The sequence below is a fragment of the Paenibacillus mucilaginosus 3016 genome (assembly GCF_000250655.1).
Lineage (GTDB): Bacteria > Bacillota > Bacilli > Paenibacillales > NBRC-103111 > Paenibacillus_G > Paenibacillus_G mucilaginosus.
Genome location: NC_016935.1, coordinates 7426354 through 7443040 on the forward strand (window position 1 = coordinate 7426354; position 16687 = coordinate 7443040).

The 16687-nt window shown below is 53.7% G+C and carries 12 protein-coding genes; 5 read left to right on the forward strand and 7 right to left on the reverse strand.

The window, feature by feature from the left end:
- Nucleotides 1-35: 35 nt before the first annotated feature.
- The 3 genes from nagE to PM3016_RS30760 form a co-directional block, all read right to left on the reverse strand.
- Nucleotides 36-1526, reverse strand: a complete 1491-nt coding sequence (nagE, locus tag PM3016_RS30750) for an N-acetylglucosamine-specific PTS transporter subunit IIBC (RefSeq protein ID WP_014372095.1) — start codon at nucleotides 1524-1526, stop codon at nucleotides 36-38.
- Between the two features lie 93 nt (nucleotides 1527-1619).
- Nucleotides 1620-2126 carry a PTS sugar transporter subunit IIA gene (locus tag PM3016_RS30755; protein ID WP_014372096.1) on the reverse strand — a complete coding sequence of 169 codons (507 nt, stop codon included), beginning with the start codon at nucleotides 2124-2126 and terminating at the stop codon, nucleotides 1620-1622.
- 13 nt (nucleotides 2127-2139) lie between these two features.
- A complete protein-coding gene (locus tag PM3016_RS30760) occupies nucleotides 2140-3012 on the reverse strand; it encodes a PRD domain-containing protein (protein ID WP_014372097.1) in 873 nt (290 codons plus the stop codon).
- Between the two features lie 402 nt (nucleotides 3013-3414).
- Here PM3016_RS30760 and PM3016_RS30770 point away from each other — a divergent pair, with 402 nt between their 5' ends.
- From PM3016_RS30770 to PM3016_RS30780, 3 genes are all read left to right on the forward strand, one after another.
- Entirely contained in the window at nucleotides 3415-3735 is a 321-nt protein-coding gene (locus PM3016_RS30770) for a PadR family transcriptional regulator (protein WP_014372098.1), read from the forward strand.
- A 6-nt stretch (nucleotides 3736-3741) separates the two neighbouring features.
- Complete coding sequence (locus PM3016_RS30775) at nucleotides 3742-4392, forward strand: hypothetical protein (protein WP_014372099.1); 651 nt, start codon at nucleotides 3742-3744, stop codon at nucleotides 4390-4392.
- A gap of 172 nt (nucleotides 4393-4564) precedes the next feature.
- A complete protein-coding gene (locus PM3016_RS30780; protein WP_014372100.1) occupies nucleotides 4565-5230 on the forward strand; it encodes a 3'-5' exonuclease in 666 nt (221 codons plus the stop codon).
- 294 nt (nucleotides 5231-5524) lie between these two features.
- Here the strand turns inward: PM3016_RS30780 and PM3016_RS30785 are convergent, their stop codons facing one another.
- The 3 genes from PM3016_RS30785 to PM3016_RS30795 form a co-directional block, all read right to left on the reverse strand.
- Entirely contained in the window at nucleotides 5525-7519 is a 1995-nt protein-coding gene (locus PM3016_RS30785; protein ID WP_014372101.1) for a serine hydrolase domain-containing protein, read from the reverse strand.
- Between the two features lie 273 nt (nucleotides 7520-7792).
- Nucleotides 7793-9610 carry a helix-turn-helix transcriptional regulator gene (locus PM3016_RS30790; RefSeq protein ID WP_014372102.1) on the reverse strand — a complete coding sequence of 606 codons (1818 nt, stop codon included), beginning with the start codon at nucleotides 9608-9610 and terminating at the stop codon, nucleotides 7793-7795.
- A 244-nt stretch (nucleotides 9611-9854) separates the two neighbouring features.
- Nucleotides 9855-12011 carry a serine hydrolase domain-containing protein gene (locus PM3016_RS30795; RefSeq protein WP_014372103.1) on the reverse strand — a complete coding sequence of 719 codons (2157 nt, stop codon included), beginning with the start codon at nucleotides 12009-12011 and terminating at the stop codon, nucleotides 9855-9857.
- 301 nt (nucleotides 12012-12312) lie between these two features.
- Here PM3016_RS30795 and PM3016_RS30800 point away from each other — a divergent pair, with 301 nt between their 5' ends.
- Together PM3016_RS30800 and PM3016_RS30805 are read left to right on the forward strand one after the other, a co-directional pair.
- Nucleotides 12313-14106, forward strand: coding sequence for a helix-turn-helix transcriptional regulator (locus PM3016_RS30800; RefSeq protein WP_014372104.1), 1794 nt, complete (start codon nucleotides 12313-12315; stop codon nucleotides 14104-14106).
- 154 nt (nucleotides 14107-14260) lie between these two features.
- The gene (locus tag PM3016_RS30805) at nucleotides 14261-14794 is read left to right on the forward strand and encodes a hypothetical protein (RefSeq protein ID WP_013920334.1); all 534 of its coding nucleotides are present in this window, start codon (nucleotides 14261-14263) and stop codon (nucleotides 14792-14794) included.
- A gap of 422 nt (nucleotides 14795-15216) precedes the next feature.
- Here PM3016_RS30805 and PM3016_RS30810 read toward each other — a convergent pair whose 3' ends face one another.
- On the reverse strand, nucleotides 15217-16539 hold the full coding sequence (locus tag PM3016_RS30810) for a globin-coupled sensor protein (RefSeq protein WP_013920335.1): 1323 nt from the start codon (nucleotides 16537-16539) through the stop codon (nucleotides 15217-15219).
- Between the last annotated feature and the right edge of the window lie 148 nt (nucleotides 16540-16687).

Sequence of the window (16687 nt, forward strand, 5' to 3'; positions counted from 1 at the left end):
GCGGCTCTCCCTGGAGAGAAACCGCCTCCTTTCCGTTACATCAGCTTGTTGATTTCATCCTTGAGCGATTCGGACTGCGGCCCGAAGATGACCTGCACGGCCCCCTGGCCGAGCCGCATGACGCCGGCCGCCCCGAGCGCTTTGAGCGCTTTGTCGTCCACGATCTTGTCGTCCTTGACGACCAGACGCAGACGGGTGATGCACGCATCGAGCCCCACGACATTGTCGGCTCCGCCGATCGACGTCAGCACGCTGCCCGCCTTCTCGCGCAGCGCCATTGCCTTGCCCCCGGCGGCAGGTGCAGCCGCAGCCGGCTTACCGCTCTCCGCCGAAGCCGCGGCATCCGTCGGCTCTTCGTCCTCACGGCCCGGCGTCTTCAGCTTCAGCGCGGAGATGAGCACGCGGAAGACGACATAGTACAGCACCGCGAAGACCAGGCCGACCGGGATGATCAGCAGCGGGTTGGTGGCGAGCTGGTAATTGATGAGATAGTCCAGCAGGCCGGCCGAGAAGCCGAAGCCGTGCTTCACGTCCATGACGTACAGGATGTAGCCCGAGACCCCCATCATCACGGCGTGGAAGCCGTACAGCACCGGGGCGACGAACATGAAAGCGAATTCGAGCGGCTCCGTGATCCCGGTCAGGAACGAAGCGAAAGCCGTGCCGAACATGATGGAAGCGACCGCCTTGCGCTTCTCCGGTCTTGCCGCATGCACGATAGCCAGCGCGGCGGCAGGCAGGGCGAACATCATGATCGGGAAGAAGCCGGTCATGAACATCCCCGCGGACTTATCTCCCTTGAAGAAGCGGGTCAGATCGCCATGGACCACCTGGCCGGCCGCATCCGTGAAGTCGCCGATCTGGAACCAGGCGATGGAGTTCAGGACGTGGTGCAGGCCGAACGGCAGCAGCAGCCGGTTGCCGATGCCGAAGATCAGGGCGCCGAAGCCGCCGAGGCCGACGATCCAGCGGCCGAACTCGTCGAGCACGTTCTGGACCGGCCCCCAGATGATGCCGAAGACGATCCCGACGATGACCATCGCCAGCGACGTGATGATCGGCACGAACCGCTTGCCGCTGAAGAAGCCGAGCCAATCCGGCAGCTTGATGTTGTGGTACTTTTTGTAGAAGTAAGAGGCCAGGACCCCGGCGAGGATCCCGCCGAGCACGCCCATGTTGAGCTTGACGTCCTTGCCGATCATCTCGGTGAACACGCCTGGTATCTTGGAGAGCACGCTGGTCAGCACCAAGTAAGCGATTACGGCGGCAAGAGCGGCAACCGCGTCGCCGACCAGACCGATCGCGATGCCCACCGCGAAGATCAGCGGCAGGTTATCGAAGATCGCCGAGCCGCCGGCGTTCAGGAACGGCGCGATGTACTGGTTAAGGAAGCCCCCGGCCCCTTCGCCCATGTGAAAGTCTTTGATGTAGTCGATGTTGCCGAAGCGCAGCAGAATCGCCGCAGCAGGGAGCACGGCCACGGGAAGCATGAGGGCCTTGCCGATTTTCTGTAAGGATGCCAGCATTAGCGTCAACCCTTTCGGATGATGTATATGGATGGGAGGGCCGGCCTGGCTTGTGCAGGCCTGGCGCTCCGGATTACCGGGCAAGCTGAGGATTTACTGCGGCTTCACGCTCACACGGAGCATGCCGGGTTCGCCGGCCTGCACGCGGCCCGTCTTCACGGCATCGAGCTCCGCCGCGGCTTCCGCCTGATTCGCCAGGACGACGGGGGTGATCAGCGGATAGCCCGCGGTCCGGATCGCCTCCATGTCGAATTCGATCAGCGTCTGCCCCGCCTTCACCGTATCGCCGGTGGCGACAAGCGCATGGAAGCCTTCTCCCTTAAGCGCGACCGTATTGATGCCGATATGCATGAGGACCTGGACACCGCTTGCATGCTCCAGAATGACGGCATGCTTTGATTTGATGAGATGGGCTACGGTCCCGTCAAACGGCGCGACCAGCCGGCCTTCCTCCGGCTCGACCGCCAGTCCGCCGCCCATGTGCCCTTCGGCGAACGCCTGGTCCGGCACCGCGTTCAAGGGAACAGCCGTCCCGGTCAGCGGCGCCGCGATTTCGAGCACGTTTGCTTTGTTTTTGCCCCCGAACAGTTTGGATAACATCTTTCTTCCTCCTTCAGCTTTCGCGCTGCGGCGGAGCGTACGTCAGGAACAGCCGGTACAGGTGCATCACCATGTAGCCGATCTCATCCTCCGGCACCTTCTCGCCGAGCCCGTCATGAATGATCTCCCCCAGCTCGGATGCCAGGAGATACTCACGGCGGTACGTCTTCTCGAATTCCCGCATGAAGGGATTCGGCACCGCTTTCCCCTGGGCGATCCGGTCCAGAGCCGACCGCAGGTGGGTCACCAGCCGGATGTAATCCATGCTGTCCCTGGACAGCCGGACGCCTAGGCTTTCTTCCACCCGCTCCACCAGCTCGCCGACCAGCGAAGACATCTTCACAAGATGGCCGACCGATACGTCGGACACGGCCGAATGCACGTGGAACGCCAGGAACCCGATCTCATCCTCCGGCACCGTGATCCCGAACCGCGAAGAGATGGCTTCCGCCGCGCTGCGCGCGATCTCGTATTCTTTGGGAAAGCACATCTGCGTCTCCTGCAGGAACGGATTGACAATGTCCATTCCGCCCCGCAGCCGGTAGACGGCGAACTGAATATGGCTCGGCAGCGCAAAGTACACTTTGTTGTTGACCGGCTGCTCGAACTGGAGCTTCACGCTCTCGATGATCTTCTCCGAGATCGCGATGACCTCCGGATCGATCCCCTCAAGCAGCTTCTGGTACTCGCTCAGCTGGTCGCGGTCGTCGAGCCGGAACCGCTTCTCGATGCGCGGGTCCCCGCTGTCGATCGCTGCGCTTCCCTTCGTGGTAAAGCCTAATCCCTTGCCCATCAGGACATATTCTTTACCGCTTTGGGGCTCAAGCACCATCAGTACATTGTTGCTGATGACCCTCTCAATCCGCAGCGGACGGTTCGTAGTCAAGGGGGGACACCACCTTTCACGGTTGTAGAATCTTGGATGCGGAGACAACAAAAAGAGCCAGAAAATAGACTATGGTTGATCTCTAGTCTTTTCCTGGCTCATGCCCTTTAAACGGTAACACGCCAAATGTATTCGATTACAATGTCATCATAAGGGATGGGGCGGGGATTCGTCAATAGGGATACTTTTGGCCAATAGAGGGATACAATTCTCTTCTGCCGAAGGCCTGACGGCGTCTGGCGGCGCTGGTACCCCTCAAGAATTCCCCATAATTTACCTGAAGCATTGAATTCATACTGGAAAACATATACAATAAAGAAAACAGCTATCTTGTTATACAAGGCAGATATCCGCCCCACTACCTTGCTATGCAACATACCCTGCCGAAAGGATGATGTCTCCTTGTTCAGCCAGCTGATGAAAGGCGTCCTGGAGGGCTGCGTGCTCGCCATTATCGCAGAAGAGGAGACTTACGGCTACGAGATCATGGAAAAGCTCACAGCCCGCGGCTTCCGCTTTGCGAAGGAAGGCAGCATCTATCCCCTTCTGCTGCGGCTCGAGAGAGAGAAGCTCATCGAAAGCTCCCTTCGCCCTTCGTCCTCAGGGCCGAACCGCAAATATTACCGGCTCAGCGGGGAGGGAGCGAATCAACTCGCGCAGTTCCGCGGCGGATGGGAAGAGCTGAGCCAGGCCGTGGACGCCATACTCCAACCGAAAGGATGATCGACCATGACCGCAGACCGGGACACGTCCCCCCCGCTGAGTCCGGCCAACCGGAAGGTGTTCGACGAAATGAGATTCTACGTCATGAGCTCGCTGTCCCTCTCCGAGCCGGAAGCCATGCAGGTGCTCGGCGAGCTCGGCGAGCATCTCGCCGAAGCCGAAGCCCGCGGCCGGTCGTTCGAGGAGGTATTCGGGATGGACCCGAAGGCTTACTGCGAGGAGCTGATCCGCGAGCTGCCAAGGCGTTCGCCCGCCTCCCGGTTCCGCTTCTATGCCCTGGTTTTTCTCAGCCTGTTCCTCGTCTTCGTGCTGAAGCAGGGATTCGCCGGCCGGATCGTCTTCGATCTGTATGAACTGCTCTCTTACATCGGGGTCAGCTTCATCCTGTTCCTGGTCACCTGGGCTTTCCTGCGCCGCACCGCCTTCCAGAACAGGCGAACCACCCATCTTATCTTCTACGTTGACGCCATCCTGTCCATCGGCATCTATGTTCTCTTGATCCTGGCGAACCGCTATCTCATGCCCGCCGGGCCGAGCTTCGCCCTGGAAGGGCTCCCCGCCTATGCCTTGTCCGCCGCCTGCGCCTTTATCTTTCTCTACTATCTGCTGGGCCCCCTTCTTTCTGCGAAAAAAGCAGGAAAAGCCGCCAAAAACTGACGCAGCCATCATATGAATTTCTCATTTCCTTTTGGGCCTATTTGTGGCACAATGAAACATAGGCTTTTGCCTTTGGACCGGCAGACCCCTGCCGGCTTTTCTTTTTATTGTCCCGTTATCCCATCGCATATCCAAGGCACCATTCAATATACAGAAAAGCGGAGGAACACCCATGCAGTACATCATCTACGACTTGGAATTCACGGTGCAGCGCAAACAGCATCAGATCGCCGAGATCATCGAGATCGGAGCTGTCCGGGTGAAGGAAACGGACGGCACGGCCGCGATCGTCGACACCTTCCAGACCTTCGTGAAGCCTACGAAGCAGCCCACGCTCACTCCTTCCACCGTCTCCTTCACCGGCATCAAGCAGGAGGACGTGGTGGGAGCGCCGCAGTTCCGCGAGGCCGTCAAGGCTTTCACCGAATGGATCGGCGAAGAGGACTACTACCTCTGCTCCTGGGGACCCGACGACAAGATGCAGCTGCTCCGCCAGACCCGCGAGCTGCAGATGGAGCTCGACTGGATCCGCAACCATAACAACCTACAGAGCCAGTATTCCCGGATGATCAATCCCGAGGTCTACAAGCAGGTCGGGCTGAAGCGTGCGCTGGAGATTGAGGAGATCGTCCTGCAGGGCCAGCAGCACCGCGCATTGGACGACGCCTACAACACGGCGCAGGTGTTCGTGAAGCGCTACTCCGCCTTCACCCTGGAGAAGAACCTGGCCTCCGAGGAGCTGCTTTATTCCACGGAGCTGGTCTACTCCGAAGGCGAAGCCTCGCACAATCCGTTCGGCGCCTTGGCGAAGCTGCTCGATACCGGCACCTCGTCCTGAGCGGATCAGATCAACGCGCATGGTCCTTTGCTTTTAAGGACATGCGCGTTTCCTTTTGAAACAGACGCTGCCGCATGAGCCTGACCCTCAGGGACAATGTCATTAAGTTAAGGCGCTGGGCCAAAAATCAAGAAAAAGAGCAGGTTATCGAAAAAAGATAGCCTGCTCTCTTTTTGCACGAAAAAAGACGTGTTAATGGCTCATGGAAAATTCATATTCACCCGATTTCGTCGCTGGCAGATGGTCGGTGTATGGGATCGCGAGTCCTTAAGGCCCGTTTCGAGCCGTAACGTTTTATTTTATTGAGAGCGGTAAAGCATAATGGCCAAACGCTTTATCCAACAGTGCAGCTGCCTCCTGCCGAAGCAAAGGCTGGTTGGAACGGAAATCGACTGTGCCATCCGCCTGTACGATTGTATCCGGATCGATAACGCCCTGCGAAACCAGCGCAGTAACGGCCTCAACCGCCCACGCGTCCGTTTGACCGCTCAACCGAACTTCGGACGCCGGCTTGAGTGCTTTCAGGTTTTGAATCATGACCGCTGCCGTTTGCCTCGTAATGACCGCATTCGAATCAAATGGAGGGAGACCGGCTACCATTTGCTTTTTCGTACCTTCAATGGCATAGGGAAACCCATACATTCCATGGGCACGAAACAGCACGTCAGCAAACTCGCCTTGCGTCATGAATGCCTGCGGCTCAAAGTTGCCGCCCGATTTCGCCCCCATGATATCCAGGGCGTGCAAATCGTCAATGAAGCTTTTATTTTTGTTATCCTCCGCTACATCCGGAAACGGCTGCTTCCTATGGATTTTTCGCGAATCCGATCCTAGGTGAAATCCCTCAAAATTGTCGTAATAAAAATATTCAATGGATCCGCGATGGTCTTTTTTAAACGCCAGCTTATTGCCTGATTCGTCTTCAAACAGCAGCGGAGTAATCATCTTGAAGGTATGCTTGCCCGGCGTCCCTGTCTCCATCCGCAATGTCCCGTCGGCGTACGAAAATTTCGATTTCAAGAAATGGAAGCGCGTATTCTGGTACAGCCCGACGTATTTCTCCGCATCCTTTTCATCCAAAGGGATATAAACAGGTTTCTCCGGCTGTTTCGTTTGCGGAAAATAGTGATCCATAAAGGCTTCATATACTTCCAAACTCATCATCGTATCATTATTGTACGACATATAAAATGCGGTGTTCTTCTCGGGTACCAAAACGATCAAAGATTGATGGCCCGTCATATTCCCGCCTTTCAATACGACATGCTGGCCATTCGCCAGCTCTTTGCGGTAGCCTTCAAATCCCCCTACGGTGGTAATCGGAATGCTCTTATCGGCGAAAACCTGATATTTGTGCATCTGCTCGGCCGCCTTTTCGCTGACCAACTGACGGTCTTCGTATTTACCTTTTTGCAGATGCATAATCAAGTACTTGGCCATATCATCGCCAGTCGATATGATACTCCCCTGCGGCCCGTCGGTTGGGGCAGTTCCTTCGACCGGAATCAGGTCGCCGGCCAGATTATAGTGAGCGGCCATGCGATCGAGAAGCTTCGGGGTTATACGTACGCTGGTCGAATTCATGCCTAGCGGCTTGAACACATTCTTGTCCATGTACTGATGGAACGGCATGCCGCTTACATTTTCTACGGCATATCCCGCTAACAAAAAAGCAAAGTTATCGTACGTATAAGCTTCACCGGGAGGCCGGACCACCGTAGGCATATGATCCAGGAGGAACTGCTTCATCGGTATGTCCTTATCTACAAACTCGTGCGCAATAAAACTTGTACTATCCGGTAAATCAACCCCGCTCGTATACGTAAGCATATCAAACATGGTCAGTTTTTTTTCGGTCTTGTTTGGAATCTTCATTCCTCCCAAATACGTTTGGATGTCCTCATAAAGGTCAATTTCGCCTTTATCGGCAAGCTGCATGGCGGCCAAAGCGGTGAAGGTCTTCGAGACGGAACCGATTTGGAAGACGGTATGTTGATCCACAGGAATTTTCTTTTCCAGGTCGGCATAGCCATACCCCTTGTTTACCAATACCTTGCCATCCTTGACAACAACAAAGTTCGAACCGTTGACATTGTATTTTTTCATTACTTCTGCAAATAAAGGATCGGCAAATGCCTCTGCTTCCTTGGCATCCTGCGGGCCATCCAGTGCCGGTTTTTCCGTCGCCTGCTCCGATACAGGTATGCTATCGGATGGGGTGCATGCCGTCATCAGGGCCGCACACAATACTAGCGCCGCCATATTCAACTTGGGTTTCTTCTTGATCATGGTTTGTACTCCCTCTCGTCTTTTTTTCGTAAAATATCGGTTCGGTGCTATCCTTTCCTCCTTCTCTTGGGCTAGCATGGCACACAACGTGTCATAGGAGAGAGTGATTTTCTGTCACCGTTTTTTTATCCCGCGCCCCGCAAGGGAACTCCCTGTCGGGATGACGAAATGTCATAGGACATTCATGTTAGGCAAATGCACCGGATCAAATAAAAAAGCACGGGTCTGTTCCTTCTTTCAAAGGTACAGACCCGTGCTGTCTTCCCAAACCATCTAAACTTGATTTCCGAAAACTCTTTGTAAAGCCTCTTCACGATTGCGGACGCCCAGCTTGGTATAAATCGTGGAAGCATAATTTCGGACTGTTCCTTCGGACAAATACAATTTGGCCGCGATCGCTTTATAACGAAGTCCCTTGGATAAACATAGCATAATGTCCATCTCCCGCGGGGTCAACCCCGAAGGAGAAAACCGTTTGTCCGGCTCTGCCGGTTGCTCCCTAGAGACTGCTCCCCCATAGTTTTGAATCAATTGGTTGGTGACATCTTGGGAGATCATCATCACCCCGCGATGCACGAGACGTATCGTTTCGGACAGCTCCTGAGGCTCCGAAGACTTTAATAAATACCCGTCGATTCCGCTCCGCAAAGCTTCAACAGCTTTTTCGGTTTCTTGAAACGTGGTCAAGATCAGCACCCGGACATCCGGATACTTTTGCTTCATTAGTTTGGCCGCTTCCACACCGTCCATACGGGGCATATTGAAATCCATGAGAACGACATGAGGGCGAAGCCGCTCGCATTGTTCCATCGCCTGCTCCCCGTCCTCCGCAAGTCCCACGACTTGAAGATCTTTTTCTCTCTCCAACATCACTTGAAGGCTTTCCCGGATGCATGGCTGATCGTCAACCAACAGCAGCCGGATTGCCTCCTCCTGCTGCTCCCCCTGCCAGGGCAATGTGCAGGTCACGACCGTTCCTTCGTCGGGCTTCGAGTGGATGGACACCTGTCCCTGCAAATCGGAAGCCCGTTCCTTCATCGCCGTTAAACCAAAACCTGCTCGAAGTTCTTCGGTACCAACCCCGTTGTCCTGTACTACCAGTCGAATTTGCTTCTCCTCAAACTGCAGGCTAACCGCAATTTCACCCGCCTGTCCGTGACGTACGGCATTTGTCAGTGATTCCTGCAGACAACGGTACAGGGTCATCTTGACCTGTTTGGATACCTGGACCTCCTCGCCCGATGTCCTTATGCGAACCGTCACTTTAGTCAACGCCTGAAATTCGGCCGTCAATGCCCGCAATGACTCTACAAGGGTAAGCGAATCTTGTGCAGCGCCAACCTGATGCAAATATTGACGGACCTCATCCAGACTGCCTCGGGTTAGTTTTAACAAGGAATCGAGCTTCCGCTCCCCTTCCGAGGTTCTCACTTCCGAGCGTAACGTTTCAAGCCCCATCATAATGGAGGTAAAGGAATGTCCCATGGTATCATGCAGATCTTTCGAGAGCCGGTTTCGCTCTTCCGCCAATGTCATGCGCTCCACTTGCGATGAATAGTGTTCCAGAACGGCATATTGATCACGAATCATCTCGCTTTGCCGATGGGTCACAACCAGCAATTGAAAGGCAAACCCTACCGCGTAAATGAGGCCGAATTGGAAGATCATGGTCATCAGGTTGCTTGGTTCAGACAGTTCCGCAAATAAGGCAGGGAAAACAAAGATGGTCATCGGGCCAGACCAACGGTATGACTTTTGGGCGCTATTGCTGGCAATCATAAAAGCCGGACCTAAAAAAGCCACGTAGGCTTCGGGGAACAAAGAGACCGTGTATAGGCATAATCCCCCAGATATGACCATTTCCGAGACGAGGTAATACGTATAGTGCCTTTGCAAACAAACCCAAGGGATGAAAAAAGCCATGATCCCCCACAGAGCCCCTAACCAGAAAGGGACAGTCAACTTATCAGAAACATGTTCCAAAGTAAAGAGAAGAGAAACGAAAAGGATGGTCCGAATGACGAACATCATCCAGTCATACCAATACCAACGCTTGATAAAGTCCAGCAATTCATCACCCTCACTGCGCATTAAAGTCCATATTTTTCATCCTACTAACAACGTAGATTTTATGCAAGGAAAAAGGGGCCAGCATTTCCAAGCCATCGGACGGTCACGCGGAAGTTTAACCTCCAAAATTCATGCTGCCCGATATCCTTAATTTATCGCAATGTCATGATTGAGAAAGATGCCTTTTCTCAGTTGCATAAAACGATTAATTACAGCAAAAAACCAGCATCGCCCTCGAACAATGAGTACGATACTGGGTTGTAAATTAACGGCCAAATTCTTTGTTGAATATTTTGTCCCTGCCCGTGATCACTTCCGGACCTACTGCGTTCATAACGGTTACCAAAATGTGCTTCCCGTCCAGCGTGCCGCCGGCTCTCGACTCATATCCAAACGTGCCGCCGGCATGTCCCCAATAAGATTGCCCATCCGGCGTTTTTTCTTCATAAATTCCTAGTCCGACTTTACCGATGGGGCTGTCTACGGTTGTGAGCATCTGATCCATGATCTCTTTATTCAGGAGCTTTCCGCCTAACAGGGCACTGAAAAAGGTGGTCAGATCATCGATTGTCGAAACCATATCTCCGGCTGCATTGGCCCACGATTGATTCACTTCTGTCATATCATACAAATGTCCAGATCTGTCCATGTTATATCCACTGGCATGATCACCAGGAATCCGGGAGCTGGCTTCCGTCACGAATGTCCTCGTCATCCCAAGCGGTTCAATAAACCGTTTTCGGATCTGCTCCGCATAGGTATCCCCTGTGACTTTCAGGATAATTTGACCCGCCAGCACCGTGTTCACATTGGAATAGCTCCAGCCCTCCCCTGGTGCAAATACAGGCGGTTTTGCAAGTGCCTTGCTTATCAGTTCATCAACGCTATAGTAGCGGAATGGATTTTGAGGCAGGGTAATGTCCCGCATATCCAAATCTGTGTAGTTCGCAAGCCCGCTCGTATGATTCAATAGCTGACGAATCGTAATCTTATTGCCGTCATACCCGTTACCTTGTACGATTCCAGGCAGCCACTTTTCGACGGAGTCATCCAAACTTAATTGTCTCTCTTCGGCGAGCTGCAATACAACAGCAGCGGTGAACGTCTTCGTGATGCTTCCGATGCGGAAGGAAAAGGAGGGCTTGACCGGACGCGGGATCTCGAAGCTCGCTGTACCCTTGGCGTAGGACCAGCGTTGTCCATCCTTTAGTCCGCCTGCCGCTACACTCGGGATTTTCTTATTGGTTACCACTTGATCCATAACAAGTTTGACATCTTCCCGATGCTTTTTTCTCTGCTCCTCTTTCGTCAGTTCTTGTTTGGTTTCTATTGCGAATTCCGGGGCCAAGATGTCGTGTATATGTGTTTCCGCACCGCCCAGCACATTGATATTGATCGAGATAACATGTTGGCCATCCGCTGTTCCGCCTGCAAAATTAGTAAATCCCGGAATGCCGCCTCCATGTCCCCATACGCTGACGCCATTCGCCAGTTTTGTTTCGTATATGCCAAGTCCGAACCTGCCCAGTGGGGAATCAATCGTGGTCATCATTTCCTTCTGAATCTCTGGTGTCAACAGCTTTCCACTCAATAGGGCACGAAAAAAAGTCGTCATATCTTCCCCGGTTGAGATCATCTCCCCGGCGGCGTTGGTGAACGATGGATTAAGCAAAGTAATATCCACTAATTGATCTCCAGTGTTCAAGTAGCCCCGGGCATTCTTTTTTGGAATATCCGCCGAGCTGCCGGGCAGGAATGTTTCCTTAAGCTTAAGCGGTTCAATAATACGTTTCTTAATCTGCTCGGCATACGTATCTCCTGTGACCTTCTGGATAATGAGCCCCACGATAACTGTATTCGTGTTCGAATATTCGAAGCCTGTTACCGGCTTCATCGTTAAAGAACGGGCGATTAATTGTTCGGCCGTGAAATTTTGATCAGGGTCCGCAAGTATACTATTCTTGAACGTTTCATCCAAGTAGTTTGGAATTCCGCTTGTATGATTTAGTAACTGACGAATCGTCACTTTATTGCCGTCATGTCCATTGCCCTTCACGACACCCGGCAGCCATTTCTCCACCGTATCATCAAGGCTTAGCTTCTTCTCGCCGGCAAGCTGCAAGGCAACCGCAGCGACGAACGACTTCGTTGTGCTTCCGATCCGGAAAGCAGAATCGGCATCCACCTTATGATTCCTTTCCATATTGGCTTCCCCGGAAGCATACGACCAGTTTGCATCGCCCTTCTTTACGGTAACAATGACCCCTGGAATGTTGTCCGCATGGGCAGCCTTATCGATAGCTTGCTGGGTTAGCGTTTGACCCTTAGCGTGGACACTTCCATAAGCAGGCCATAGCAGCGTCCCTGCCACGATCGCTGTTAGAGTTAAGGCCATTCCTTTTCGCATGGTTAATGATTTCATCACGCATCGCTCCTGTTATTTGGATTGGTGTATTGGTTCACGTTTTCAACTTACCTGGAACGTTGTCAAATCGGATAGTAACGAAACCGCTCCGTTTTAAATGACATTGTACTTCGACGTGTCACATCTTCCCTGTGACAAACTGTCAGCTGTTCGATATGACATCCATGTGCAGCAGTGCTGCTCGTTAAAATTGTTCTTTTCTTGACCAATGGGGAACCGGTGAGGCATGATAACTGTGAATTATTCTTGAAATGGTTTTCCCACAAAAAAATAAAGCAGAAGCAGGTGCATATAATCGGTGTTGTCTATTATAAAAAAGTGGTTCTGGTACGATTGGATCGCTTTTGCGATACGTACCTTCTGGCTGGTCACTATCTTAAGTGCTGAATTTATCGACCCGTCATTGATCGTTGTACCGTTCTGGAGGGTAGTCATCCTTGCTTCTTTGGTATATCTCCTGCCACTACTCATTCAATATCGGAAAGAAAGCTGGTATCTTGGGGCCGAAGTCATAGCGGCGGGCTTCTTCCACGTTTATTTAGCCTACGCAGCGCCGGGATTGCTCTGGACTTTCATTTTACTCGTAATGATTGTTGGCTTAGGCAGCACCCGGAGAACGTATGTGTGGACGGGACTGCCGCTTGGAATCATTTTCCCTGCCATAAACGGTTGGATCGCTGATCGCTCCCCGTATGAGTTCATCTTTAGCTGCAGCTTTGGTTTTGCCATCGGCTTCGCGTTCAATGTATTAATTCAGTCGAGCAAGCAGGCCCGAATTATTCAGGAGCAGAAACAATTGCTGGAGCAGCATCTTACACGGATTGAGGAGCTTACACTAATGGAGGAGCGCAATCGGTTGTCACATGAACTGCATGACACGATTGGGCATACGCTAACCTCGATGATCATCGGTGTAGAATCGCTGAGATCGTCCGTACCTGATTCGGAGATCGAGAGGATCGATTCACTTGTCCGTGTCGCGCAGCGCAGTTTGGATGATATTCGTAAGCATCTGCACCAGCTTTCTCCTGTTTCGCTGGGTCCGTCGCTCGGTGAGTCGCTACGGCAATTGTCGGATGAATTTATGAAGTCAACCGGAGTGGCGGTCAGCTTCCGCGTCATTGGCAGTGAGACCCCCCTGATGCAGAAAATAAACTTTTGTTTATATCGCTGTCTGCAAGAGTCCCTTACCAATGCGGTTCGTCACGGCCAAGCGAGCGCGATATCCGTTCAGCTTCATGTTGATAATCAGCAGCTGCGATTGCAGATCGAAGATAATGGGATTGGAGCGGAAGGTATCCGCTTCGGATTTGGCTTGAGCGGTATCAAGGAACGAATGGATCAACTTCTTGGAACACTGACCGTTCATTCTCAATTAGGACAAGGAACCGTGGTTATATGCAGCATTCCTCTGCAGACAGAGCCTGTTCTTGAGATGATCCGCTTGCTGATTGTTGACGATCAGGAGATCGTCACAGGCAGCTTGAAGCAAAATTTTGACCAGGATCCTAATTTCCTTGTCGTTGATACGGCCGGGGACGGCCGCGCAGCATTAGAGTGCTGTGAGCAATCCAAGCCGGATATCGTGCTCATGGATATTCGGATGCAGGGAATGAACGGGCTTGAAGCGTTAATGGAGATGAAGCACCGCTGGCCCGCCATGAAGGTTGTGCTTATGACGACGTTTGAGGACTCCATATCGGCAGCAACCGCACTGGAGCACGGGGCGGAAGGCTATATGCTGAAGTCGGTTCATCCACGGGAAATGATGGAAGCCTTGAAGCTTATCTATAATGGAGGTACGTGGATCGATCAATCGATAGCCACGCGGTTATTCGAAGGGATGAAGCGTCAACGTGAGCAGTTGGAGAAGTACGGCTCACGGCAGGCACAGTATCCGTATGGGCTTACGAAACGCGAGATGGAGATTTTGGAGCATCTGTCGAACGGACTGCGCTACAAGTCGATCGCCGCCAAAATGTGTTTATCGGAGGGGACGATCCGCAATTATTGCTCGATTCTTTACTCGAAGCTCGGGGTCAGCAATCGTGAAGAAGCCGTAGGATTTGCGCAGACGGAGAGTATTTTATGATGGCAGGAATTATTAATTTGATTTTCCAGCGAACGTCCTTGTAATGAAGCCATTATAGTTAGCCCCCCAGGGACAGGCTTTATTGCCGTGTGCTGCAACCTTTGCCCCGCTCCCGCCGTTAGAATAAGCACATACGCCCAGAAGGAGGCAGAGCATGCAGGAATACATAACGATGGCGGAGGCCTTGAGCGTCCGCGCAGCGATCACACGGCGGCTGCATCACCTGATGCAGGAGCGGATGCAGAACAGCACGACGGTTATCGAGAAAGGCGAGCAGGCGGAATATCCTTCCCGCACCGTGGACCTGATTACCGAGGAAATCGAGAAGACTTCCGCCGATTACCGGACTCTGGATGTCCTGATCGCCAAGGCCAATATCACGCATACGATCCGCTGGAATGACCGGGATCTGACCGTGCTGGAAGCGATCGAGCTGGCGAAACAGACCCGCAGCGAGATTCAAATGCTGAATATGCTCGGCGCGGTCAAAAAGATGGACCGGCAGGTCTCGCGGGGCGGAAGCAGCGACGGCGGGAAGCCTCTGTTCACCGTCGCCCTGTACGATCCGGAAGCCTACAGCCGCGCGGCCCAGAAGAAGGAGCGCGAAGCGGTCAGGCTCTCTTCCCTGATCGAACAGTCGAACCATACGCACAAGCTGCCGTTCGATGCCTCGGCCTACATGGGGTAGGCCGGCTTGCCGCCGGCTCCGAAGAGCGGAGGCCGCGAAGCTTCCGGCCTTGGGAGCCGGTGACACACCGGCGGAAGAAGCGGGTGAGTGCGGGCAGCCGTTTGGTGGTTTGTCGGATACAAACCATGCTTGACCCATCCCAGAAGCGGATACCCTGAACCTACAGGTTACGCTTCACGTCTCACGCCTGCACACCATTACCTTTAACGGACTTCACTCGATCAAAAAAAAGTTCGCCCCGTCCCCGTCTTCTTTTCCCCTTGGACTGATGACCGAAACGAGCAAATGCGAGATATACTTCCGATATGTAATCGAAAGGCGGAAGCCCCGCCGCTGACTGAACTTATCAGTCAGCGGTCCGGAGCTTCCGCCTGTTTGGCATTTATCAAGCGCATGGGAACTTCAACGATATGGAGGCCGACTTACGCGCGGCTGCGAAGCGTGTCCGCCGAAGCGGCCACCTTGCTTACCGCGCCGCCGATCTCACGAACCACCTGCTGCAGCGTATCCATCTCGGATTCCATATCGACCGTACGGTCGATGTTGCTCTGCATGGAGTCCATAATGCCCGTGAATACCCTGCGGGCTTCGGCCGCTTCCTTGCGGGAGGTCTCCACTACCTGCTGCACCTCGGCAATCGAACGGATGACATTCGTATTGTATTTGTCCGACTGAGACACAATATCCCCAATCCGGGTGAGAGTGGTCTTGGTATCTTCGGAGAGCTTGCGCACCTGATCGGCCACGATGGAGAAGCCTCTTCCGTGCTCTCCGGCGCGGGCGGCCTCGATCGCCGCATTGAGCGACAGCAGGTTCGTCTGCTCCGCAATGTCCTGCACGATCGTGACAATCTCCTTGATCTGGCCCATGAGCTCGCTGAGCTGGCCGATCGCCGTCTGCATGTGGTCCGCGCGGTCATGAATGGCATGAATGCGGGTCTCGAGCGAGTTCAGCCGCTCCTGGCCCGTACCGGCCAGGCTCTGGCTTGTCTTGGACTGCTGGACTGTCATCTCCAGCGCCTCCTTGACGCCCCCGCTGCTGGATATCAAGCCATCGACCGACCGGCTGCTCACGTCGGTGAGCAGCGACAGCTCTTCGCTGATCGAGCGCAGATCGCTGCGGTAGCGCTCATGCTCCAGCTCCCGCTGGCGGAGATTCTCCTTCTCGTACGCCTCGAGCACGAGCTGCTGCTCGAAATTCAGCAGCTTCGTCACGATGCCCGAGATGACGACGCTCTCCTCGCGGTCCTGCACATGCGTCTGCACGACCTGAAGGAACGCGTTCTGCAGGTTCTGGAAAGCGCCCATGTACCACTTGGGCTCCAGCCCGATCCGCTGATGGATCAGAGCGATCCCGATCCGCTTCTCGACGAATTTGCGGTCGATCTGCCCGCTGAACAGCTCGGTCAGATGCACCTTCAGCGTCCTGCGCAGGCGCTCTACCGAGCTGTGGTCGTGGATGATTTTCTCCAGCTTGCCTACCTTCAGGACGGCATCATAGAACTGTTCCACAATCCAGTCGATCTGGCTGACCATCAGCGGCTGAATCATCTTGATCACCCGCAGGTCCTGCTCCGTGAACCGGATCATTCGCAGCTGCTCATCCAGCTCGCTGTCATCGATTGTATAGGATACGGCCACCTGGTTCATCTGCTCCTGCTTCAGGAACAGCTCATGATGGGCGGGCTTCGCATCCCGCTTCCACCCGAACCATCCGGCTACCGTGCTGAAAGGACATTTGCTCATGGGGGCTCCTCCTGTTGACATCGTCCGCGGCTGCCCGGCGGAAGTGCCGGGCTTCTTTCCATGCAGCCGAAAGAAAGCGCGTTGCGGTCAATCCAATGATATATATCATTTGATATCGGCAGGAGGAGCAGAACATATTAGGAGGCAG

Excerpts from the sequence above, each read along its gene's own strand:
- nagE (WP_014372095.1), bottom strand. The coding sequence starts at position 1,526 with ATGCTGGCATCCTTACAGAAAATCGGCAAGGCCCTCATGCTTCCCGTG.
- PM3016_RS30755 (WP_014372096.1), bottom strand. The coding sequence starts at position 2,126 with ATGTTATCCAAACTGTTCGGGGGCAAAAACAAAGCAAACGTGCTCGAA.
- PM3016_RS30775 (WP_014372099.1), top strand. The coding sequence starts at position 3,742 with ATGACCGCAGACCGGGACACGTCCCCCCCGCTGAGTCCGGCCAACCGG.
- PM3016_RS30780 (WP_014372100.1), top strand. The coding sequence starts at position 4,565 with ATGCAGTACATCATCTACGACTTGGAATTCACGGTGCAGCGCAAACAG.
- PM3016_RS30785 (WP_014372101.1), bottom strand. The coding sequence starts at position 7,519 with ATGATCAAGAAGAAACCCAAGTTGAATATGGCGGCGCTAGTATTGTGT.
- PM3016_RS30790 (WP_014372102.1), bottom strand. The coding sequence starts at position 9,610 with ATGCGCAGTGAGGGTGATGAATTGCTGGACTTTATCAAGCGTTGGTAT.
- PM3016_RS30795 (WP_014372103.1), bottom strand. The coding sequence starts at position 12,011 with ATGAAATCATTAACCATGCGAAAAGGAATGGCCTTAACTCTAACAGCG.
- PM3016_RS30805 (WP_013920334.1), top strand. The coding sequence starts at position 14,261 with ATGCAGGAATACATAACGATGGCGGAGGCCTTGAGCGTCCGCGCAGCG.
- PM3016_RS30810 (WP_013920335.1), bottom strand. The coding sequence starts at position 16,539 with ATGAGCAAATGTCCTTTCAGCACGGTAGCCGGATGGTTCGGGTGGAAG.